This window comes from Bacillus sp. ISL-7, from assembly GCF_018613065.1.
In genome coordinates, this window is the sequence record NZ_JAGGQW010000046.1 from 56,442 (window position 1) to 78,758 (window position 22,317).

Annotated in this window: 17 protein-coding genes; 2 read left to right on the forward strand and 15 right to left on the reverse strand. The window is 38.5% G+C overall.

From position 1 onward, the window contains the following. Window positions 1-54: 54 nt before the first annotated feature. The 3 genes from J7E66_RS18305 to J7E66_RS18315 form a co-directional block, all read right to left on the reverse strand. Window positions 55-912 (reverse strand): ABC transporter permease, encoded by an 858-nt coding sequence (locus J7E66_RS18305; RefSeq protein ID WP_215002704.1) that lies wholly within the window; start codon window positions 910-912, stop codon window positions 55-57. Window positions 913-1,108: 196 nt separating this feature from the next. After that, entirely contained in the window at window positions 1,109-2,731 is a 1,623-nt protein-coding gene (locus tag J7E66_RS18310; protein ID WP_215002454.1) for an extracellular solute-binding protein, read from the reverse strand. Between the two features lie 567 nt (window positions 2,732-3,298). Beyond that, window positions 3,299-4,240, reverse strand: a complete 942-nt coding sequence (locus J7E66_RS18315) for a family 43 glycosylhydrolase (protein ID WP_215002456.1) — start codon at window positions 4,238-4,240, stop codon at window positions 3,299-3,301. A 351-nt stretch (window positions 4,241-4,591) separates the two neighbouring features. Between J7E66_RS18315 and J7E66_RS18320 the strand changes: the two genes are divergently transcribed. Then, the gene (locus tag J7E66_RS18320; protein WP_215002459.1) at window positions 4,592-7,147 is read left to right on the forward strand and encodes a LamG-like jellyroll fold domain-containing protein; all 2,556 of its coding nucleotides are present in this window, start codon (window positions 4,592-4,594) and stop codon (window positions 7,145-7,147) included. A gap of 237 nt (window positions 7,148-7,384) precedes the next feature. Here the strand turns inward: J7E66_RS18320 and J7E66_RS18325 are convergent, their stop codons facing one another. The 4 genes from J7E66_RS18325 to J7E66_RS18340 all read right to left on the reverse strand — a co-directional run bounded on the left by J7E66_RS18325 (window position 7,385) and on the right by J7E66_RS18340 (window position 12,280). Continuing rightward, window positions 7,385-8,311 (reverse strand): ArsR/SmtB family transcription factor, encoded by a 927-nt coding sequence (locus J7E66_RS18325; protein ID WP_215002461.1) that lies wholly within the window; start codon window positions 8,309-8,311, stop codon window positions 7,385-7,387. A 163-nt stretch (window positions 8,312-8,474) separates the two neighbouring features. Beyond that, window positions 8,475-8,666: a hypothetical protein gene (locus tag J7E66_RS18330; protein WP_215002463.1), complete on the reverse strand. Its 192-nt coding sequence runs from the start codon at window positions 8,664-8,666 to the stop codon at window positions 8,475-8,477. Between the two features lie 76 nt (window positions 8,667-8,742). Continuing rightward, entirely contained in the window at window positions 8,743-10,524 is a 1,782-nt protein-coding gene (locus J7E66_RS18335; protein WP_215002464.1) for an ABC transporter ATP-binding protein, read from the reverse strand. Beyond that, on the reverse strand, window positions 10,511-12,280 hold the full coding sequence (locus tag J7E66_RS18340) for an ABC transporter ATP-binding protein (RefSeq protein ID WP_215002466.1): 1,770 nt from the start codon (window positions 12,278-12,280) through the stop codon (window positions 10,511-10,513). The genes J7E66_RS18335 and J7E66_RS18340 overlap by 14 nt, the downstream gene beginning before the upstream one ends. Before the next feature lie 248 nt (window positions 12,281-12,528). Here J7E66_RS18340 and J7E66_RS18345 point away from each other — a divergent pair, with 248 nt between their 5' ends. Further along, window positions 12,529-13,416 (forward strand): helix-turn-helix transcriptional regulator, encoded by an 888-nt coding sequence (locus J7E66_RS18345; protein WP_215002468.1) that lies wholly within the window; start codon window positions 12,529-12,531, stop codon window positions 13,414-13,416. A 104-nt stretch (window positions 13,417-13,520) separates the two neighbouring features. Here J7E66_RS18345 and J7E66_RS18350 read toward each other — a convergent pair whose 3' ends face one another. The 8 genes from J7E66_RS18350 to J7E66_RS18385 all read right to left on the reverse strand — a co-directional run bounded on the left by J7E66_RS18350 (window position 13,521) and on the right by J7E66_RS18385 (window position 22,314). After that, on the reverse strand, window positions 13,521-14,495 hold the full coding sequence (locus tag J7E66_RS18350) for an aldo/keto reductase family protein (RefSeq protein ID WP_215002470.1): 975 nt from the start codon (window positions 14,493-14,495) through the stop codon (window positions 13,521-13,523). Between the two features lie 33 nt (window positions 14,496-14,528). Beyond that, window positions 14,529-15,905: an MATE family efflux transporter gene (locus J7E66_RS18355; protein WP_215002472.1), complete on the reverse strand. Its 1,377-nt coding sequence runs from the start codon at window positions 15,903-15,905 to the stop codon at window positions 14,529-14,531. A gap of 102 nt (window positions 15,906-16,007) precedes the next feature. Continuing rightward, on the reverse strand, window positions 16,008-16,973 hold the full coding sequence (locus tag J7E66_RS18360) for a glycoside hydrolase family 43 protein (RefSeq protein ID WP_215002474.1): 966 nt from the start codon (window positions 16,971-16,973) through the stop codon (window positions 16,008-16,010). Between the two features lie 37 nt (window positions 16,974-17,010). Further along, the gene (locus tag J7E66_RS18365; RefSeq protein ID WP_215002476.1) at window positions 17,011-17,961 is read right to left on the reverse strand and encodes a glycoside hydrolase family 43 protein; all 951 of its coding nucleotides are present in this window, start codon (window positions 17,959-17,961) and stop codon (window positions 17,011-17,013) included. Window positions 17,962-17,980: 19 nt separating this feature from the next. Beyond that, window positions 17,981-19,225 (reverse strand): sn-glycerol-1-phosphate dehydrogenase, encoded by a 1,245-nt coding sequence (locus J7E66_RS18370; protein WP_215002478.1) that lies wholly within the window; start codon window positions 19,223-19,225, stop codon window positions 17,981-17,983. Between the two features lie 48 nt (window positions 19,226-19,273). After that, entirely contained in the window at window positions 19,274-20,326 is a 1,053-nt protein-coding gene (locus tag J7E66_RS18375; RefSeq protein ID WP_215002706.1) for an aldose epimerase family protein, read from the reverse strand. A 113-nt stretch (window positions 20,327-20,439) separates the two neighbouring features. Next, complete coding sequence (arfA, locus tag J7E66_RS18380) at window positions 20,440-21,951, reverse strand: arabinosylfuranosidase ArfA (RefSeq protein WP_215002480.1); 1,512 nt, start codon at window positions 21,949-21,951, stop codon at window positions 20,440-20,442. A gap of 90 nt (window positions 21,952-22,041) precedes the next feature. Next, window positions 22,042-22,314, reverse strand: coding sequence for a DUF6171 family protein (locus J7E66_RS18385; protein WP_215002482.1), 273 nt, complete (start codon window positions 22,312-22,314; stop codon window positions 22,042-22,044). Window positions 22,315-22,317: the final 3 nt, after the last annotated feature.

The following is a 22,317-nucleotide window of genomic DNA, read 5'->3' on the forward strand; positions in this document are numbered from 1 at the left end:
TTTACCTCCTTGCATGGTTAAGATTCATCCTAGCAAAACCCTTATTTTATATATTTACCATAAACTAATATTTGAAAATCTCTTCGCAATAAAATTCATAGCTAGTAAGAAAATAAAATTGATGAGTGTATTAAATAAACCAATGGCAGCAGAGTAGCTAAATTGACTTGAAATAATACCGATCTTATATACATATGTGGCAATAACCTCAGAAACCGGAAGATTCAATGGGTTTTGCATTAAGAATATTTTTTCAAATCCTGTATTTAAGATATTTCCCATACTAAGAATAAAGAGGATAATCATCGTAGGAACGATGGCTGGTAAATCAACATACCGAATCGTTTGCCATCTGCTTGCGCCATCGATTTTTGCAGAATCATATAATTGCGGATCTACGCTTGCCAGCGCCGCTAAATAAATGATGCTATTCCATCCGGCATGTTGCCATATATCAGAAAGAACATATACTGGGACAAAGGTTTTTTCGGAAGCCAATAGGTTGATGTCCCCGAGCCCTAGCAATTTCATGACATGGCCGACAATTCCTGTTTCTGGTGATAATAAGACATTTAACAAACCAACCATAACAACCATGGAGATAAAGTGTGGCAAGTAAACAGTTGTCTGTAACGTTTTCTTCCACCTCTTACCAAAAACTTGATTGATAATCAGCGCCATAATAATCGGTGCCGGAAATCCTAGTATAATCGTTGTTAAACTGATGGTGACTGTATTGGTCATTAAATCTTTGAACATATAGTTAGTAACAAATTGTTCAAAATACTTGAGCCCAACCCATTCTCCCCCGGTAAGCCCCTTGGTAAAATCAAATTCTCGGAAAGCCAACTGGATGCCATACATCGGTATGTAGTTAAAAATAAAAATAACAACAATAGCAGGCAAGATCATGAGCCACAATTGATAGTCACGTTTAAAGGTGTTTAATATTGTTGCTTTCTTTACTGTTTTGGCACCAGGTATACTTGATAAATTTCTGTTTAATTTATTAGTTTCCGTGTTTATAAAGGCCACAAAAAGTACCTCCTTTATTTTAAGAAGATGCTATACCACTTCAAGATGGTATAGCATCCTCCAGAATGATATGTTATTTCTGATTTTTCTTGTAATCGTCATAATACTTTTGCTTAACCTTTAGGTTTTCAGGCAGGCCGGTTTTCTCGGCATTTTTCACATAGGCATTCCATTCTTTGTCAATGCCGCCTTTTGTGATCCACTGCGAGTATTTCGGCATCGCCAAATTCATAAGGTTTGTATCGTTTAAGCTTAATTTCGAATTGTCCTCTTTGCTGTATTTAATAAACATACCAGGGTAAACGTCTTTATCCTCATCTACAGCATTTAGTGCACCCATTAGCGGTTCGGTTTGCTTGCCAACCGATTGCATATCCGTACCAAGTTCAAGCTTTAAATCATCAGCAATATACATAGGTCCGTTATCGGCCCAAGTAGAAGTCCATTTCCATGTGCCTGGGTCCATTTTCGCATCCGCCGGAGGCAATACCTTGTAGCTGCCGTCTCCGTTATCCGCGATATTGGTACCCATTGAACCAAACAGTACTTGCATACTGACTTTTGGATCGTACAATTCATTGATAAATTTCATGGCAGCTTCTTTGTTTTTACTTTGGGCTGACAATGTAATCATATTGGCACCATAGTTTAGTGCATTGTAATCGTAGGTCCAGGATAATTTTGTAGTTGAGTCAGCTGACTGCTTTAATGGAGCCAACGTTGTATATTGCGAAGCCAGTGTGTTTCCGAATCTGTCTGTTACTTCCCAGCCATACGTATAACCAACCTTTGCAACATCACCATTGCCTCGGGCAACAGATTGGTATTTTGTGTAATCCTGAGTAAATACTTCTTTGCTGATTAACCCGGCTTTATAGCACTTATTTAAGAATTTAATAAATTCTTTATAACGATCGTCTGTAAGGAAGTTTTTCACTTTCCCATCTTCAACAAAATAGCCTTGGCCGCTGCCTTCAGCTAAAGTAATCCCAGTGCTTCCCAAAAGAACTGTCGGATGGAAGAAACCAAAGCCTCCTGTTCCAGTTGGAGCAAAGTCCATCGGAATTTCATCATTAGGATCGCCGTTGCCGTTAGCATCCTTTTCTTTAAAAGCTACTAAAACATCATACAATTCATCCCAATTCGTCGGCGCTTTTAACCCTAGATTGTCTAACCATTTTTGGTTGATAAATTGTCTTGTTGCTGTCGCAGGCCAAAACCGTTGATATTTAGGCAGTCCGTAGATTTTTCCGTCAAGCTGTGTGGCAATTCCCTTTGTTTCCGGTTTTGCTTCAAACATCTTTTTTACATTTGGCAATTTGTTGTCAATATCGTCAGATAAATCTTCAAACAAACCTTGGTATTGTACCTGATCTGCATCTGTAATAGCGTTTGGTCCAATAATTAAATCTGGAACATCACCGCTGGCAAGCATTGCACCCTTTTTCTGATCCCAGTCCGCGGTAACCTCTTGCCATTTAATTGTTACGCCTGCACGTTTTTCTACTTCTTTTAACCATTCCATTTTTGAAAGATCTTGTGTTAAGGGATGTTTTGTAATAAGGGCAGTTATTTGTGTCTTGCCGCCACTTGCCGCGTTTTCTTCGTTAGATGCCTTATCGTTAGAACAAGCAGCTAATATTGAGGCAGATAAAGATAGTGCCAGTAAACTCCTTAAAACCTTTTTCTTTTTCATCTGATTTCCCCCATTTTTACAATTTTTGAAAAACCATTTCCTTCAGAAGAAAAACACACTCTTTCTCTGTTCACCCCTTTTAAGAAATGGAAGTATATGTAACGTGAACGTACACAATAAGAAAAAGATAACGTTCACGAGGTACAACGAGAGTAAGTTATTTATTTTTGATACAGGCCAAGTAATAAAGTTCGTGTACGTTAACGAAAAACAGGTGAAGTTCTTAAGTCAGATTGACTATTATCTAGAAGACCTTATCTAATTGGTAAATTGACAGGATTCTTGAGGTGTTAATTTAGTTAATAAAAATATTAATCTATTAACTAAATGTTTTGAGGATATTTAAATGATAACGCTTACTTATATTTTGGTCAATTATTTTTTTATTTATTGATTAACAATAATATTAACCTTAAATAACAATCGAAAAGATTACTAAGGTTGTTGAGGTAAATAAAATGACAATCTCTCCATTTATCGGACCAGTTTTTTAACATCTTTCGATTCATCAGCTAAGAGGCCCTCCATATACGTCCTTAGATGGAGGGCCTCTTTATATTCGCTCCTCTATAAATGCGGCCAGCCGTTTCCGTCCCAATACAAAGGTCTTATTTGCAAAGTAGGTTTCCCTTTTTTCAAGGCATCGTAGGCATGATTAACGAGGATGCTCGAATTACCGGAAAAGAAAACGGCACAATGCCCCGGTCCAATCCAGCGTTCATCTCCTGCATCAATCAACGTACCGCCTCCTTCCATCATTGAAACCCCATTCTTATCCATATAAGGCCCGCTTATCTCTTTTGCCCGGCCCACAACAATCTTATAGGTGCTTTCAATGCCGCGGCAGCAAAAATCAAACGATACAAACTGGTAATAATACCCGTCTCGATATACAATAAATGGCGCTTCAATTGTATTTGGTTCTTCGTTCCGGGTTGAGATGGAAATCAGTTCAGCTCCCGGAGCAGGCTTCATAGTTGCCAGATCTAATTGGATCAACTTCATCCCCGACCAAAAGGAACCGAAATTTAACCATGGCTGGCCTTCTTGATCAAAAATTAAATTAGGATCGATCGCATTGTAGTTATCTGCTGCAGTCGAGTAGATAACATGCCCCAAGTCCTTCCATTCATAATCGGGATTTTCCGGATCAAGGGTGGTATTGGTCGTTAACCCTATAGCCGAGGTGTTCTTCCCGAAGGTTGAGACAGAATAATATAAATAATAAACTCCATTATGAAAATAGATGTCTGGAGCCCATAAACTATCTTCTTCTTTCTCAGGAACATACTCCTTACTCCATTCCGGTAACGATGGAAATATTTGTCCTGCCTGCTTCCAAGTGACCCCATCTTCAGATGTTTTCGTTTGAACGCCGTTTCCCGTATGAAAAACATACCAGAGGTTTCCCTCCTTTGCGATTACCGGATCATGAGCCCATAAATCCCCCTTCAAATTCCATTCCATATTGTAAAAGTTAACTCCGCCAAAGTTATTCGAGTTACTCATCTTATTCACCAATCCTTTTTAATAGTTTAAGTCATGATTTCCTCAAATTCTATCAAATATTAATAATTAAATTAATATATTAATAATAATATTAACAAAACGACAACACAAAACGAAGGCTTTCTTTCAAAATTCATTAAACATTATGTCTTTCGGCAAATAATAAGACTATATACCCATGAGTATTTATTTAACTCATAGTATTATTAATCCATTAATATTTATATTAATTATTTAAGTTCGTAAGCGTTTTATTGATGGTAATAAAATCTAACGATGGGAGGGATTTCTAGTTTTAGCAGATTGGATGTATTTTCAAAAGGATTTGAAAAAAGAGAGGAGAACAACCTAATGAGGAAATGTTTAATACGAAGTTTTTCACTTGTTTTGCTAATGCTTATCTTAATTATCCCAACAACTGCACTTGGTACAGAAAATCCTATTAGTCCGCCAAGCGAAAATAATAATAAGCCACACCTTGACCATCAAGGTGAAACGCCTGATTTTCAAAATGTATCTGTTCACGACCCTTCTATTGTAAAAGATGGTGACACTTTTTACGTATTCGGCTCTCATATTGAAGCTGCTAAATCAACTGATTTAATCAATTGGCAAACATTTACCAATGGCTATACAACGCCTGGTAATAAGATATACGGTGATTTATCTAAAAATTTAGCTGGTTCTTTTAAATGGGCCGGTGAAAATGATTCGGACAGCAAGGGCGGTTTTGCCGTTTGGGCTCCGGACGTGTTCTATAATAAAGACTATGTTAATGAGGATGGAACAAAGGGTGCCTATATGATTTATTATAGTGCATCATCTACTTATATCCGTTCCGCTATTGGCTATGCTGTATCGCAAAATATTGAAGGTCCATATAAGTATGTGAATACTATCGTTTATTCTGGTTTTACTAGAGATGAAGCTTACGATGCAAATAGCACTGTAAATAAGAAATGGGATAATACTAATATTAAAAATCTTATTGATGAAGGTAAATTAGAAGGTCCAAGGTCTGGCTGGTTTAATGGTAATGGTTCTTTTAATAATAGTAACTTTCCCAATGCAATCGATTCTACTGTGTTTTATGACAAGGATGGCAAGTTGTGGATGACCTATGGTTCTTGGTCCGGAGGAATTTATGTACTTGAGATTGATAAGGCCACTGGTAATGCGATCTATCCTGGTAAAGACGGGAAAACATCTGACGGAAGACTAATTGACCGTTATTTTGGAACCAAAATAGCCGGCGGTTATTATAAATCCGGCGAAGGCCCTTACGTTATCTATGATAAAAATACTGGCTACTATTATTTATATGTGACGTATGGCTGGTTAGGCGCTGACGGCGGTTATAACATGAGACAGTTCCGCTCAACTAGCCCTGATGGTCCTTATGTAGATGCTGCAGGACAAAATGCTGTTCTTCCAGGCGATGTTCAAAATACTCCATACGGAAATAAGATCATGGGTAACTTCTTGTTCGAAAGAAAAGTAGGTGATCCTGGAACAGGAATTGGAGTAGGTTATCTTTCCCCAGGACATAATTCAGTTTACTTGGATTCTAAGACTGGGCAGCAATTTTTAGTTTTCCATAGCCGCTTCCCACAAAAAGGTGAGTATCATGAAGTCCGCGTTCACCAAATGTTTATGAACAAAGATGGCTGGCCTGTGGTTGCTCCTTACCGCTATGCAGGTGAAACACTTGATAAGGTGAACAGACAAGACCTAATTGGTGAATATAAATTTATTAACCAAGGCAAAGAATATTCTGCAGCTATTCATAAATCAGTCTTCATTCGTTTAAATAAAGACAATACGATTACTGGCGATGTGACTGGTACATGGGAAAAGGACAGCCAAAATCAAGTAATACTAGTAATAGATGGCATTACTTATAATGGGGTATTTGTCCGTCAATGGGATCCAACTTCAGAACGCTACGTGATGACATTTACTGCCTTATCAAATGAAGGTGTATCTGTTTGGGGAAGTAAATTGGCAGATAAAACCGATGAAGAAGTCGTAGCAGCTGTTGTTAATGATTTGAAACTTGGTGATACAACAAAAGTCATTTCCAATTTGGCACTTCCTACTGAGGGAACTCGACATACAACGATTTCATGGTCATCATCAGACGAATCAGTTGTTTCTAACACTGGAAAAATCAATCGCCCAGAAGCTGGTTCAGAAGCTTTGACTGCAACCCTCACTGCAACAATTACGAAAGGTATTGTCACAGCAACCAAAACCTTTGAAATTACTGTGTTACCATGGACAAACGCTGTGTTAACAGCATATTATGGATTTGAAAATAATTTAAGTGACATTAATGAAAAATTTGCTGATGGTAATTTAACCGGAAATAGAATCGATAATACAGGCGGCAGCATTACTTATGCTGCAGGAAAAAATGGCCAAGCCGCCGTATTTAACGGAGCATCTGGTGTTCGCTTACCCGACGGGCTCATAAAAAGCAACAAGTATTCTGTATCTCTTTGGTTAAAACCTGAACAATTAACTACTTACACTACCACTTTCTTTGGAGCGAAAGATTCTAATAACTGGGTAAGCCTTCTTCCGCAAGGACCGGCAGCCAATAACACCATGGTCTGGTCTGGCAGTGCAAGATGGTATGATGCTCCTATAGGTTCAACTATCCCTAAAAACCAATGGACACATTTAGCTTTCTCAGTTGATAATGGCACGATTAAAGTTTATGTAAATGGTGTTGAAAAGTATACAGGATCAGACTTCTCCAATATCTTTACGACTTCCGATGGCAAATTTAGCCTAGCTGTCAACTGGTGGGATACTCCATATAAGGGCTTAATGGATGACTTACGGATTTATGAAGGTGCATTAACACCGTCACAAATTGCGGAATTAGCAAAGACAAACTAATAAAATGAAAAAAATCGTATGGTTGATCCATACGATTTTTTTATTTGTTGTTTGCTGAGAATTACGAGACCGGTTTCTTGCTCCAAATTGTTTAAGGGTAACGTAGATTATTTCTAAGTGACCGAATTTTCTGTTCCGGCCTATTTCGGTCACATAGATTTCTTCCTACGTTACCGGTATTTTCGCTTTGGCCGCTTTCCAGTCACGTAGACCTCTTCAGATTTTCCAGCGGTTTAACTATTCAGCCCTAGTTATTTCTTTATCACTATAATACAACCGGAAACGAATATCCTGATTATAATTCCCAAATCCTGCTCCAAACAGAGTTACACCACCGACATTTTCACTTTCTTCATGGACGGCAATCCGAAACGTCCATTGCTTATCATGGATGTTTACATCGTCAAGACTCACATTTGAGATCCTTATCCCATCCATATAAGTTCCCTCAGAAGTAATTCTCAGACGTTTTAGCAAGCCGTATTGATTGATCTCCGATGGCCACCAGTTAGGCGTATATTTGCCGCGGCTGTCGCCAAAATCTCCCGGACTAGTCCACTTACCTAATGAAATATTATTTAGGGAAAAATAAATATCTGATGGCCAATCGCTATTAGTAAACGGAGCCTCTGAGGATATTTCTAGTGATATTTCTAGTTCGTTCGGATTCTGATTTCCAAGCAAAAAATTAGGTATTTTGTACTCAATAAATCCTTTACTAAACCACAATACCTTTGCATTCATGCGGTCAGAGTGAAGAAAGTAACGAGGATCATCAAATTCCCCTATAATTTTTTCTGCAGTTGCCAAACCGCATGTAGGTTCGACATAAAAATCAGTATAATGACCGACTGACACATCTGTTTCATGGAATTTCTTTATTTCACGCTCTTTTGAAGGGAAAATAATCTCTAACCTTTCAACATTTAGAAAACACCTTTTTTGCAGTCCGCCTTTTCCGCGAATTAATTCTGAATGGATGATTTCAGCTTTTTCTAATTTATTGACATGCATGGTCATGATTGCGCTGCTAAGTTCAAGGCTTTCAGCCAATTCCTTTACATTTCGCGGTCGCTCAGCCAGGAGGTGAATAATTTTTATTCTTACCTTGCTGGCAAGTGCCTCAAAAACAGGCAATGAATGTTCCGAAATATCTAAATTCATTTCTACTTCTCCACCTTAAAAACCATTAATAAATATATTAACAATAATACAATACTACTATAATTAGGCCTATACAAGACTATATGACAAACTTTCTTTCTTTTTCTAGTACAAAAAAAGCATACAGGCATCTGTATACTCTTCTCATTTTATGAATTATTAATTATTTATGATAAATAAATCTTTCACCCGGAACCATCATATGGAACTTTTGAGTTGGATAATGGTGAAATAAGTAATCTACAAAGTAAGCGGGGTTATCCCGATTATTTGGAAACATGTCATAATGAATTTTAGTTTGAGAGACTCCATTTATTAATGAATCCCCATTTTTGTAAATTGCTTGCATAGACATTCACCCATTCCTCTTTATCATTCATCATTTAAAAAGAGAACTGTATCTCCTAATATACAGTTCTCTTCTTCTGCAGCTACCCCACTTCTAAAGATTTATGCTGTGATTGATGCAGCTTCCAATAGTAACTCTTTCGATCCATTAATTCTTGATGAGAGCCTTCCTCAATAATTCTGCCCTTATCAATCACAAGGATGCGTGTTGCATTTTGAATCGTGGAAAGGCGATGCGCAATTATAAAGGAAGTTCTGCCCGCCAGTAAAGTCTCAAGTCCTTTTTGCAAGGCAAGCTCGGTTTCCGTATCGATTGATGATGTAGCCTCATCCAGGATTAAAATTTTCGGATCAGCTAACAGTGCACGGGCAAAGGAGATGAGTTGTCTCTGACCAGTGGAAAGCCTTGTGCCTCTTTCGTTGACCTCTGTTTGATATCTATCTGACAATCCGCTAATAAATGGATGTGCTTGAACCGCTTTCGCCGCTTCGATTACTTCTTCATCTGTAGCATCAAGCCGTCCATACCGAATATTATCCATAATCGTGCCGGAAAAAATAAACGGATCTTGAAGCATGACACCCATTTGCTTCCTGAGAGATGGAATAGTGACCGTGTTAATATCGATATCGTCAATTTCAATTCGTCCTCTGCTTACATCATAAAAGCGGCTTAGCAAACTGACGATCGTTGTCTTACCCGAACCAGTTGCCCCGACTAGAGCTATCGTTTCACCCGGATTGACAGAGAAATTAATGTTCTTTAGGATTTGTTCCCCATCTTCATATCCAAAAATAACATCTTTAAATTCTACTTTTCCTTTGATTAAAGGAAGTTCTACAGCATTCGGACGATCTTTGACCGTTGGTTGTTCATCAATCATTTCAAAAATTCGTTCCAAATAGGCTGTTGCATTAATAATCGCATTGTAGAAATTCCCTATATTTGCGATTGGTGCCCAAAACATTCCGATATAGCCGACAAATGCCACCAAAGCCCCAACTGATACGCCATTACCAATCAGCGATATACCAACAAGATATATTAATGAGGTTGTCAGTATTGAAATGTTTTCAATCGAAGGCCATAACAGAAACTGAATTCGTACTGCCTTCATCCATGAGCTGCGATAACTTTCAGATACATTATTAAAAATGCGTTTATTTTCTTCTTCTCTCGTAAAAGCTTGAGTCACTTTAATTCCATTGATACTTTCGTGAATATAAGCATTCATATTGGATTGTTTGTTACTTAACGTTTGCCATGCCTTTCGCTGGGCATTTTTTATAAGGAGGATTACTGCTGCAAGGATTGGAAAACCCAGCATGGCCATAAGCGTTAACTTTACATCAATGGCTAACATAAAACCGATAATCACGAAAAGACTGAAAAGGTCAGTAATCAAATTAATTAGTCCATTAGATAATAGATCACTTAATGAGTTTACGTAGTTTACGACTCTTACTAAAATCTTCCCATGCGGCCGGCTGTCATAAAATGAAAAGGATAGCTTTTGCAAATGGGTAAACAAATCTTTCCTAATATGAAGGATGACACTTTGCCCAATCTGAGACATCATTCTAATCTTAAATTTCATGCAAATTCCGGTTATAAAGAGGGCGATTAAGTAAATTCCGGCCAGACCCCATAAACCAGCAACATCGTTATTTGGAATCTTCTCGTCAATGGCTTTTTTAATCAAATAAGGACCGATTAAATTGGCGGAGCTAGCAATCAGCATGATAAAAACGATTAAAAGGATCTTTTTTCTGTAAGGTTTTAAATAAGTAAACATCCGCTTAAGATGAATAAAACTAAACGGGGACTCCAATTCTTCATCTACATCAAATTTATTGCGCGCCATTGAGATATATCACATCCTCACCATCGTGCTTACCATCAAAATTCCCATTTTGGTTCCTAAACACTTTATAGTAATACCCTTTTTTCGCAAGCAGTTCTTTATGCTTTCCTCTTTCAATAATCGTGCCATTTTCCATTACCAGAATTATATCTGCCTCTTTTACAGATGAAATCCGATGAGCGATAATAAAACAGGTTTTCTCCTTTAAAATGGACTTTAATGTTCGTTGGATACGTAGCTCTGTTTCCATATCCACAGCTGATGTTGTATCATCCAGGATCAGGATGGATGGATTTTTTAGAATCGCCCGGGCTAACGCAATCCTTTGTCTTTGACCTCCGGAAAGACCTACCCCCCGTTCCCCAATAATGGTGTCGTATCCTTCTGGGAGCTTGGAAATAAAATCATCGGCCTCTGCCATGTTGGCAGCAGATTGTACTGCGTCTAAGGTAGCTTCTGGGTTCCCGTAGGCAATATTTCCTTCAATTGTATCTGAAAAAAGAAAGACATCCTGCATTACCATTGCCAAGCTATCCCTTAATTTAGCGATATCCCATTCTTTTACATTAAGACCATCGACTCTTACTTCCCCGCTTGTTGCATCATAAAATCTGCTTAAAAGATTGACTAATGTGGATTTTCCTGCACCGGTTGGTCCGATAATACCAACCGTTTGTCCTGGCATCACTTTAAAGCTGATATCCTTTAAAACCGGTTCGTCACCATAGCTAAACGAAACCTGATTAAAATCCACTACCCCATTGATGTGCTTTACATTAAATCTTTTTCCTTCATTTTTGATCTTTGGTTTTGTATTTAACAAATCTTCCACTTTTTCAGCTGAAGCAATAAACCTCTGAACATCATTGATTAACCATCCAGCCATACGCATTGGATTATTTAATGCCCAAATCAGCGAATTAAATGTCACTAATTCACCTAAAGTAAGGGAATGATTAATGACCATAGTGCCTCCCACTAAAATCATGACAATCGTTAATACTCCCGCTAGTGAATCGAGGACGGGCAGATACTTCTCCCAAACTCTTGCGGAGGCAAGGTTCTTCTCCTTAAAGGCCTCATTTTCTACTGAAAACTTTTCAATCTCGTAATCTTCCTTCGCAAAGGCCTTAACGACTCGATTCCCGCTAATGTTTTCCTGCACTACTGAATTCAGCCTGGCAAACTGGCCCCTGATCGCCGAAAAAGTAGGTTTAACGGTAAAGGATAACCGTGTCGCAAAAAAGCCGATAATTGGTGTAACTGCCAGCATGGCCAATGCTAATAGCGGGTTAATATAAAACATAAACCCAATCGCAAATAGTAAAATGGTAAGGTTTTCAAAAATCATATAAATAACCCAAGCCGTAAAATGCCTTACAGCTTCCATATCACCGGTCATTCGGGCCATAATATCTCCCGTTTTGGTCCGGTCATAAAAACTGAAATCCAACTGGTTAAGCCGGTCATACATCTGCCCTCTTATCGTAAATATGACACCTTGAGAAATAACTTCAAAAATCAATTGATAATTATAGCGGATAATGGTTTTAACTAGAGTTACGATGATCATTGACCCCAAAAGATACCATATTAGACCTTTCTGATGTCCATAAATGACCTTATCAATGATTTTACCCGCGATATATGGATTGATCATATTTAATATGGAAACAACAAGAGCCAAAAAAAGACCAAAAAATAATCTAACACGATAATTCCTTATATACCCCCATGCCCAACGCATGCTTTGCATGATCGACTTCCTCCTCCCTGAAGAGCTTTTAAACATAAATACATCATATTATTGGATTTCCCATTATATGTAAGAGCATTGGAATATTAGGACCATAGTAAGAGTTTGTTTATTTTTCACCCATGTTTCTTTCACCTCAATTATAAAAATAAAAACATTCATTAACCTATTATAGTGTTATAATTACAGAATTAAATGTATAATCATAACAAAAAATTGCACAATCCTAACATTGGAGGAGAAAGAAAATGCTCCAATTACTAGCCCCTCCTTTGCCGACTCTTCTTGCGGCAGGAGAACATACCTTCGATATTGGCGAATCACATATAAACCGGAACAACATTGGTGTTTTTGATTTATTAGTGGTTACAAAAGGACAATTACACATGGGTGAAGACTATCATAAATTTCAGGTTTGTGAAGGAAAGACCCTTATCCTCTCCCCAGATCGGCATCATTTTTCAATCTCACCGTGTGATCAAGTTACCCATTTTTTTTGGTTTCATTTCATTGCATCGAAAGGATGGAAGGATCTTACCATCTCTAAACCTTTTCATAACAATGAGAAAAAAGCTTCAGAATGCAGAAACGTCTTTTCTGAAAACCCTTTCGGAATAACACTACCTAAATTTTGTCAATTATCCAATCCCGAAGCTGTTGAAAGGCTGTGCTCAAAAATTATTACATCCGAAAATGAATCGATTTACTCCGGGGAATGGCAGCGACAAGTACTCTTTCAACAATTGCTTCAGGAACTTTCAAATCATTTGCACTTAGCTAACTCTATGCCTGCCTTGGCTGTTGCAGAAAAAGCTGCCGTTTATTTGAGAAAGAATTATGCAAAAAAGATTACATATGAGGATCTTGGTCATGCGCTTCGATTCCATCCAAACCATATTGCAAGATGCATGATTCAGGCATTTGGCTGCACACCGATTGAATATGTTAATAAAATTCGAATGGATCAAGCAAAGATCTTACTAGTTTCAACCGATTGGAATATTGATAGAATTTCAGAAAGCTGTGGGTTTACTCAATCCGCCTATTTTAGTAGAACCTTTAAAAAACTAGAGGGTTTATCACCTAATCAGTTTCGAAAACAATATATAGGAAAAATCCCGATAAATAACTCATAATAGTAGAAAAAACGCAATCGTCCGATTTAGCTTCATATTTATAATTACTTTAATAAAAAAAGCACCATTATGATCAAGAAAATGATCATAATGGGCTTTCCAAACTACCTTAAAGGAGCAAAATCCTTTATTTCTCCAAGAATTTGTTCAATTTCCAGTAAAACGTCATTACTTAATTCAATATCAACCGCTTTAACATTTTCCTCAATTTGCTGTGGCCGGCTGGCTCCGATAATAGCCGAACTAATACTTGGAAGACGAAGAATCCAAGCAAGTGATAACTGACTTAACGTAACTCCCAATTCACTAGCCAGCTCATTCAACTTTTGCACAGATTCAAGTACATCATTCCTAAAATAGCTATTGATAACCCAGTTGGTCGCATCATTAGCTGCCCGGCTATCCTCTGGTTTTTCAGTATTTGGTTTATATTTCCCCGTTAATATCCCCTGAGCTAATGGTGAAAAGACGATTTGCCCCAGTCCTTTTTCGGTACAAACCGGCAGTATCTCGTTTTCTATATATCTCTCAAGCATATTATAGATGGGCTGATTGGATATTATTGGTCTTAAATAATTGGCCTTTCCAATCCCCACCGCGTTTTCAATTTGTGCGGCACTCCATTCACTTACACCGGCATATAATATTTTCCCTTGCCTGATTAAATCATCTAAAGCGTATAAGGTTTCCTCAACGGGCACCTCCGGATCAAAACGGTGACATTGATAAAGATCAATATAATCCAACCCTAAACGTTTTAGGCTGGCATCACATTGTTCCAAGATATGTTTTCTGGAAAGTCCGCGTTCGTTTGGCCCAGTTCCCATTGGGAAAAATAGTTTGGTTGCTACGACGTAACTGCTTCTCGGATAAGCTTTTAATGCCTCGCCCAGCACCTCTTCTGCTTTTCCCCCTTCATACGCGTTAGCAGTATCAAAAAAGTTGATGCCTAGTTCATAGGCTTTATGAATACAATCATATGCGGTTTGGTTGCTAACAGCCTTTCCGTAGGTTAACCAGCTGCCTAAACCAATTTCACTAATCTTTAAACCACTATTTCCAAGTTTTCGATATTTCATTTATCCTTCCTCCTTCTTTAGTTGTTTCATATATTAGGAACTTACAGCTGCAGCTTTTTTATTTACGACTAATACCTTTTTCTCCCATGCCCTGCTCTTCCATCTAAAATACATGACAATCCCTCTAAACCACTCATCTACGATAAAGGCAATCCATACTCCCGCTAAGCCCAGACCAAAATGAATTCCTAAGATATAAGATATTGGAACAGCAAGCCCCCACATGGAAAAAACCCCCATTTTTACAGAAAAAGCGGCATCCCCAGTTGCCCTCAGTGAATTTACTACGATTAAATTGAAGGTCCTGCCTGGTTCAAGAATTAAACATAATAATAATAAAGTACTGCCTGTATGAATAATTTCTTTATTATTTGTAAACAGACTCATTAAGTCTTCTCTGAAAAAAGAAACTAAAATGGAAACTAAAATGGAAATAACAAAACTGGATTTAAGGCTCTTAAATAATTGACGATACGCTCCTTCATAGTCTCCCGATCCAACACGGTATCCTATTAGGATTTGTGTCCCCTGTCCCATCGCTAATCCAAACAGCATAATAAAGGACATAATATTCCAAGTATAAACACGAGTAGATAAGGCAGCTGCTCCAAGTATAGCTGTAATGGCTGTCATGGCCATTTGGCTGGTATTGTAACTGATTTGTTCCCCGGCAGCTGGGATACCAACTTTTAGGATTTTTTTAATAAGTGGTAAATCGAAATGAAAATAATCTTCTCGTTTAATTCTTATTGGGAGCCGCTTATACATAAGAATAAAGGCAATAATGAGAGCTGACGCCCTGCTAAAAGCAGTTGAAAGGGCTACCCCTTTTACTCCCATTTCAGGGAATCCGAATAAGCCGTAAATAACCAAACTGTTTCCCGCTAAATGGATCACATTCATAATAATCGATACAAACATGGCTTCTCTGGTAAATCCATTTGCCCTAAGAATAGAAGAAACAGTAATTAAGATGGCCTGTAAAAATAAGGTTCCGCCGACAATCGATAGATACTCATAACCTATCGCGGCAATATCATCTTTAAGGTGGAATAACTCTAATAGCTGGCCTTTAAAAATGACCATTAAACAGCTTACAACTAAGCCAATTATCAAATTGATCGATAATGAGACAGCAGCCGCTTGTTTAGCACCTTCCCTCAAGGCAGCTCCTAAATATTGTGAAATAAGTACAGCCGTCCCAGTTGCAGTAAAACTAAATATTAGAATACCAAAAAAGACAAGTTGATTTGCCACTCCGACAGCGGCCACAATATCATCAGAAATATGCGACAGCATGATGGTGTCAGTGCTCCCCATGATCATTTGAAGCAGCAATTCAATAAAAATTGGCCAGGTAATGGCAAGTAAAGTTATTTTTCTATTATTTTGATCAATTGAATTTCCCATTTTTTATCTTCACCTCCTACAGAAAAAGATTCATATCAAAAAGATGATATGAATCTTTTTCTCTCTTTTTTTGTAAATGCACTGAATGTCCGTTTTATTTAATTACTTAGGAAGCCCAAGGTTTGGAGTTCCATCCGGATTCCAGGTAAACTCTTTCGCACATGTGTGCCGATTCGGATCATAGAGCGGGTCTCCAACAATCTCTGTATAGTTTCTCACGTGGTAGACAAGGATATCCTTGCTTCCGTCTTCAGAAACTGTAAAGCTGTTATGACCAGGACCGTACTGGCCTGCTTCATAGTTAGTTTTGAATACAGGTTCTGTAGATTTACTCCAGTAGTTTGGATTCATTACATCACTGTTTTCATCCGCAGTTAGTAGTCCCATGCAATAATTTTCGTCGGTAGCACTTCCCGAATAAGAAATGAATATTTTACCGTTTCTCTTTAAAACCGCTGGTCCTTCATTTACCCAGAAGCCAATCGTTTCCCAATCATATTCTGGTTTTGCAATCATCACTTGAGGTCCTATGATGGTCCAAGGGTTTTCTAATGGTGCAATGTATAGATTGGAATTACCTCTGATGTTAGGATCCTTTTGAGCCCAAACAAGATATTGCTGTCCATTATGCTCAAAAGAAGTAGAATCTAGGGCAAATGATTCCCAATCGGTATTGATTTGCCCCTTTTCTTCCCATTTTCCTTCTAGCGGGTTAGTAGATTTATTTTCAATTACGAACATGCGGTGTTGGAAAAGTCCATCAATAATTTCCTTTGATGGCGCAGCCGCGTAATATATATACCAGCTGCCATTAATGTAATGAATCTCCGGTGCCCAAATCAGTGCGCTCATTGGTCCTGTTTCATGCTTTCTCCAAGCAACCGCGGTTTCTGCATCCGCTATGCCTTGGATTGTTTTTGAACGTCTAACCTCGATGCGGTCATATTCAGGAATAGATGCAGTAAAGTAATAGTATCCGTCCGTATGTTTATATACCCATGGATCCGCTCTTTGCTCGATAATCAGATCCTTTGATGTTTTGGCTTCTTCGATTGTTACTTTTACCATGATATCTCCCCTATAAAAAGATGTCAGCTATTCTAAATTATTTTGCATCTGCTACCGGAACGCCAAAATTCGGTGTACCATCTTCGTTCCAAGTAAAAATCTGAGCCCGAGTATGGCGGTTTGGATCCCATAACGGGTCACCCTCAATATTCTTATAGTTACGCGTATGATAGATAAGAATATCTTGGCTTCCATCTTCAGAGACCGTGAAGCTGTTATGTCCTGGTCCATATTGGCTTGTTTCTTCATTTGTTTGAAACACAGGTGTTTCTGATTTTTTCCAAGATGTTGGGTCTAATAAATTATTATTTTCATCTGCAGACAGGAGACCCATGCAATAATTGTAATCTGTGGCACTCGCAGAATAGGAGATGAATATTTTTCCGTTTCTCTTTAAGACTGCTGCACCTTCGTTCACTAAAAAGCCGATGGTCTCCCAATCATACTCAGGTTTTGTAATCATTACTTGAGGACCTTCAATCTTCCACGGAGTCACCATTTTAGCGATGTAAAGATTAGAGTTTCCAACAATTCCAGGGTCTCTTTGTGCCCAAACATAATATCTTTGCCCCATATGCTCAAAGGTAGTGGCATCAAGTGAAAAGGACTCCCAATCTGTTTTCACTTGCCCCTTTTCTACCCAAGTTCCTTCAAGCGGGTTCTCGGAATCATTTTCAATCACATACATACGATGGTCAAAAATCTCGTCTGCTCTAGCAGCCGCAAAATAGATATACCACTTTCCGTCGATGAAATGAATCTCAGGTGCCCAAATATTCGCACTCATCGGGCCTTTTTCATGTTTTCTCCAAGCAACTACAGGCTCGGCTTCACCTAATCCCTGAATTGTTGCCGCCCTTCTGACTTCAAGCCGGTCATATTCTGGAACCGATGCTGTGAAATAGTAGTAACCATCTGTATGTTTATATACCCATGGATCGGCACGCTGCTCGACAATGGGATTATTTAATGTTTCAGCCTTTGGCATAATTGATCACCTTTTCCGGTTAATTTCTAACTTTTACTTGATGATTAACTTTGACTACTTCATTTAGAAACTTTAGAGCTGTGAAACGGTCTCTTAGCTGATGAGCTTCGGATAAACTTCGCACCAGAAGATCGTCGTCAATTCCCAATTGTCCCGGCATTGTTTCGCCTCCAACTTGTTCTATAAGCTCACGTAGTTGAGAAGCTTTTGGAATAGCCCCGTATAAAGCTCTAATATCTTGAATGTTTTCTTTAATATTTTTCACGAGACTATCATCTTCAGTTGTTTTAATACTATCCTCTAATTTTGTAAATTCCGAAATTAGTTGGATAAAGTCCCTTTCATATACATCCGCTAGGAGAGAAACCGCCACCCCTACCTTTGCCCCATGAAGGACTTGCGGGCGGTTTTGTCGTATAAATTCCATCTCCCAATAGTGTGAAAGGTGATGTTCCCCTCCAGAAGCAGGATGGGATTGGCCAAATAATAACATGGCTAAACCGGATTTAATGAGGGCCTCAATTAGGATACGAATGCCTTCTTCGTCTGCAGCGGCAATTTTATCTGCTTTTTCAACGCATATATCAAGTGCTTCTCTTGTAATTTTTGCAACTTGCGGGCAATATGGCTCACCGACAGTCAGATTTCCAAACTTCCAATCTGCCAGGGATGTATATTTGGCTAACATATCCCCAAATCCTGCTGCAATCATTTTCTTTGGTGCATTTCGAAATACGTGTAAATCAGCAAATACCGCAATTGGCGCCATCATTTGAAAAGTTTGCTTTATTCCTCTAACAATTAATGGTGCTCCCATTGATGTAAAGCCATCGACAGAAGGAGCAGTAGGGACAGAAATGAACGGAATTTTTATCTTAGTACTTGTAAAGCGAGCGATATCATGGATGGTACCAGAACCTACAGCTATAATGACATCAGTATCTTGAGAAGTATCTAACAATGCTTGCACTAAAGACTTTTCGTCTGCCACTACATCATTATTCTCGTCAGGCTTTAATAAACAGGTAGAATAACCAACCTTAGTTGCTGATAAATATTTGGTTAGGTCTGCTCCAGCAACACGAAAAGTATGTTCGTCTGCAATGATGACTGCCTTTTTAAAAGCTTTTCTTTCTAAGTAGACTGCTGCTTCCCTTAATACATTGTTGCCAACTAAAATTGTCTCAATCGGTATCCCATTATGATGATTGCCGCAGTCACAACTGTTTGCTAGACTGATAATTTCTGTTATTACTCTTTCCATTATTGTTCCTCCTGCTCCTTCAAAACTTTACCCTAATTCTTGCTTTACTTAATTTGCTGTTAGCCCGAACTTATATTTTGTTACAGATGTGTACACTTGGTCTTTTTTAAGGACCCAAGAAGGAAAATTAGGATGGTGGATGGCATCTGGCAGCCCCTGGGTTTCTAAACAAATGCCAAGGTATTTACGGGAAGGAACACCATAAATCTCACCTTCTGACTTTATTTGGTTTCCAGAGTAAACGACTACTCCAGGCTCATCTGTTTCAATTGTCAATGTACGGCCACTCTCGGAATCTTTAAGAATAATTTCCTGGTCATGGTTTGATGTTAGTAAAAAGGGATGATCGTACCCATTACCGGCTAATTGATTTTGAGGATAATTGGAGTCAACCCCGGATTGAATGAATCTATTACTAGTAAAATTAAATGGTGTGCCTTCAACGTCCAGCAGTTTTCCGGTTGGAAGTAATTCATCATTTAATTCTAGGAACTTATCACTCTTAATAGATAGAGAATGGTTGAGAATATCCCGTTTAATATTTCCACTTAGGTTAAAATAGGAATGATTGGTCATATTTAATAGTGTACTTTCATCCGATAATCCAGAATATTGGATGGTCAGTTCATTATGATTATTGACTGTATAGGTTACCTTTACATTTACATTTCCAGGGTAACCTTCCTCCCCATCAGGGCTTAGGTATGAAAATTGAACACTTACTTCTTCGTCGTTCTCTGTAACGGAGGCATCCCAAATGACTTTATCAAACCCTTTATTACCCCCATGGAGATGGTTGTTGTTTTCGTTTTTTGCCAAGGTATATGTTTTTCCGTCAAGCTCGAACGATCCACCCTTTATCCGGCCCGCTACACGTCCCACGACCGTTCCAAAAAAATAACTGCCATTTTGATATTCTTCTAACGTGTCATAGCCTAAAACAATATTTTCATAGTTTTCTTCTTTATCAGGAGTGATGATTTTAGTAATAATACAACCATAATTAATGCATGTCAGCTCAAAACCATGGTCGTTGACAAGTGTATATGAATTGAAAGTTTGATTGTTTATTTGACCAAACTTTTCTTGGATAACTTTCATATTGATCCTGCCTTTCTTTCCTCTATTTTCGCTCGTATCGATAACATCCATATACAAAAATAGTTCCATCTCCTTTCAATCAGGGGGATTAAAAAGGAGATGGAATACATGGATTACTTGCGTTTAGCTAAACGGATTACATTCCAAGATAATTTCGGAAGTACCGCTGTCACTCCGCCATTCTCGGTCTTTGCATTTCCGTTAGAATGAGGTGCAACAGGTGTTCCTTTAGCTGAATTGGTTTGCTTGATATCATCATTTTCTAGAACAATATGCTCAACTACTTCGTAGCCTTCGAAGTTACGGATATCGACCTCTAGATCTAAGCCCTCTTGAAGGTGACGGTTTACCGCAAAGATTGTTAATACTTCTTGCTCTTCATTGTAAACAGCCGTTGACTCTAAATATGGAACATCAGTGAAATCCTTACTATCATACTTAGGACTTGAGATGATTGGATTTAATGATACGCCACGGCCGAATACTGAGGTATGCATATATGGATAGAAAATAGTTTGCTTCCAAGCAGGTCCGTTATCTTCTGTCATAATGGGCGCAATTACGTTTACCAATTGAGCAAGGCAGGCAATTTTCACACGATCGGCATGCTTTAATAAAGTAATCAGCATACAGCCTACTAATAAAGCATCTTCAAAGTTATAGATATCTTCTAACTGTGGCGGTGCAATACTCCACGGTTCAATCAGTTTGTCCTGCTCTCTGCTGTGGTACCAAACATTCCATTCGTCAAATGATAGATTAATATTCTTTTTGCCGCGTTTTTTTGCTTTAATATAGTCGGCAATGGAAATGACAGATTTAATAAAGTCATCCATTTCTAAAGAGAGGGCTAAATAGTTAGAAATTTCATTATCATGGTTGCCGTAATATTGGTGAAGCGAAATAAATTCGACATGATCATAGGTATGGTCAAGGACAGTTGCTTCCCAATCTGCAAAAGTCGGCATATTTCGGTGTGAACTTCCACATGCAACAAGCTCGATTGTAGGATCAACCCACTTCATTACTTTTGCCGCTTCTTGGGCAAGGCGGCCATATTCAGCAGCCGTCTTGTGACCGATTTGCCATGGACCATCCATTTCGTTACCTAAACACCAAGTCTTAATGTTATAAGGATCGTTTACTCCATGGGATTTTCGTAGATCGCTATAGTAAGAGCCGCCGGGATGGTTACAATACTCGACTAAATTTCGAGCAGCATCAATCCCGCGTGTTCCGAGGTTAACGGCCATGTTTACATCCGCGTTTACCAGCTGGGCCCATTTCATGAACTCATTTGTTCCCATTTCGTTAGTTTCGGTTGTACGCCAAGCCAATTCTAATCGACGTGGGCGATTTTCAAGAGGACCTACTCCATCTTCCCAGTTATAGCCTGAAACAAAATTTCCGCCTGGGTAGCGAACAAGGGGAACCTGAAGTTCTTTTACCATTTCAATTACATCTTGACGGAAGCCATTTTCATCTGCTTGAGGATGACCTGGTTCATAAATACCGCCATATACGGCACGTCCTAAATGTTCAACAAAAGACCCATAAATACGATTATCAATTTCAGAGATCTTAAAATCCTTTTCTAAGATCATTTTTGCCTTATTAGTGGTCATGTTCAGTTTTCCTCCCATGCTTCATTAATAGTCTAGTAAACGGAAAAACTACTATAATAAAAATACTGCCAAATCGTTTCTATTTAACGGTTAACCAACTTTTTCCCATTTTGGTTTTCCTGCAAATGGACAGCTTTTGTTTTTAAACTTGGCCCGATAGCGGACAATACATCCGCTATGAGCACAAGTGGTACCATATTGAAGGGAAGGACAGCTTTCACAATTCTTTAATCTTGCTTGGTAGACCTCGTCAGAAACAATAACAGATGAATCCTCTTCGGCTTCTTTTACTAATTCTTGAATGACCTCTTCTGTTACCATGACACTTTCCACGCAGCCTTTGCACAGACTTTTTTCCTTCACTGT

Coding starts and splice junctions, on each gene's coding strand:
- J7E66_RS18340 (WP_215002466.1), bottom strand. CDS start 12,280: ATGCAAAGCATGCGTTGGGCATGGGGGTATATAAGGAATTATCGTGTT.
- arfA (WP_215002480.1), bottom strand. CDS start 21,951: ATGACCACTAATAAGGCAAAAATGATCTTAGAAAAGGATTTTAAGATC.
- J7E66_RS18375 (WP_215002706.1), bottom strand. CDS start 20,326: ATGAAAGTTATCCAAGAAAAGTTTGGTCAAATAAACAATCAAACTTTC.
- J7E66_RS18315 (WP_215002456.1), bottom strand. CDS start 4,240: ATGAGTAACTCGAATAACTTTGGCGGAGTTAACTTTTACAATATGGAA.
- J7E66_RS18310 (WP_215002454.1), bottom strand. CDS start 2,731: ATGAAAAAGAAAAAGGTTTTAAGGAGTTTACTGGCACTATCTTTATCT.
- J7E66_RS18355 (WP_215002472.1), bottom strand. CDS start 15,905: ATGGGAAATTCAATTGATCAAAATAATAGAAAAATAACTTTACTTGCC.
- J7E66_RS18370 (WP_215002478.1), bottom strand. CDS start 19,225: ATGGAAAGAGTAATAACAGAAATTATCAGTCTAGCAAACAGTTGTGAC.
- J7E66_RS18335 (WP_215002464.1), bottom strand. CDS start 10,524: ATGGCGCGCAATAAATTTGATGTAGATGAAGAATTGGAGTCCCCGTTT.
- J7E66_RS18360 (WP_215002474.1), bottom strand. CDS start 16,973: ATGGTAAAAGTAACAATCGAAGAAGCCAAAACATCAAAGGATCTGATT.
- J7E66_RS18305 (WP_215002704.1), bottom strand. CDS start 912: ATGATCTTGCCTGCTATTGTTGTTATTTTTATTTTTAACTACATACCG.
- J7E66_RS18330 (WP_215002463.1), bottom strand. CDS start 8,666: ATGTCTATGCAAGCAATTTACAAAAATGGGGATTCATTAATAAATGGA.
- J7E66_RS18365 (WP_215002476.1), bottom strand. CDS start 17,961: ATGCCAAAGGCTGAAACATTAAATAATCCCATTGTCGAGCAGCGTGCC.
- J7E66_RS18320 (WP_215002459.1), top strand. CDS start 4,592: ATGAGGAAATGTTTAATACGAAGTTTTTCACTTGTTTTGCTAATGCTT.
- J7E66_RS18325 (WP_215002461.1), bottom strand. CDS start 8,311: ATGAATTTAGATATTTCGGAACATTCATTGCCTGTTTTTGAGGCACTT.
- J7E66_RS18345 (WP_215002468.1), top strand. CDS start 12,529: ATGCTCCAATTACTAGCCCCTCCTTTGCCGACTCTTCTTGCGGCAGGA.
- J7E66_RS18350 (WP_215002470.1), bottom strand. CDS start 14,495: ATGAAATATCGAAAACTTGGAAATAGTGGTTTAAAGATTAGTGAAATT.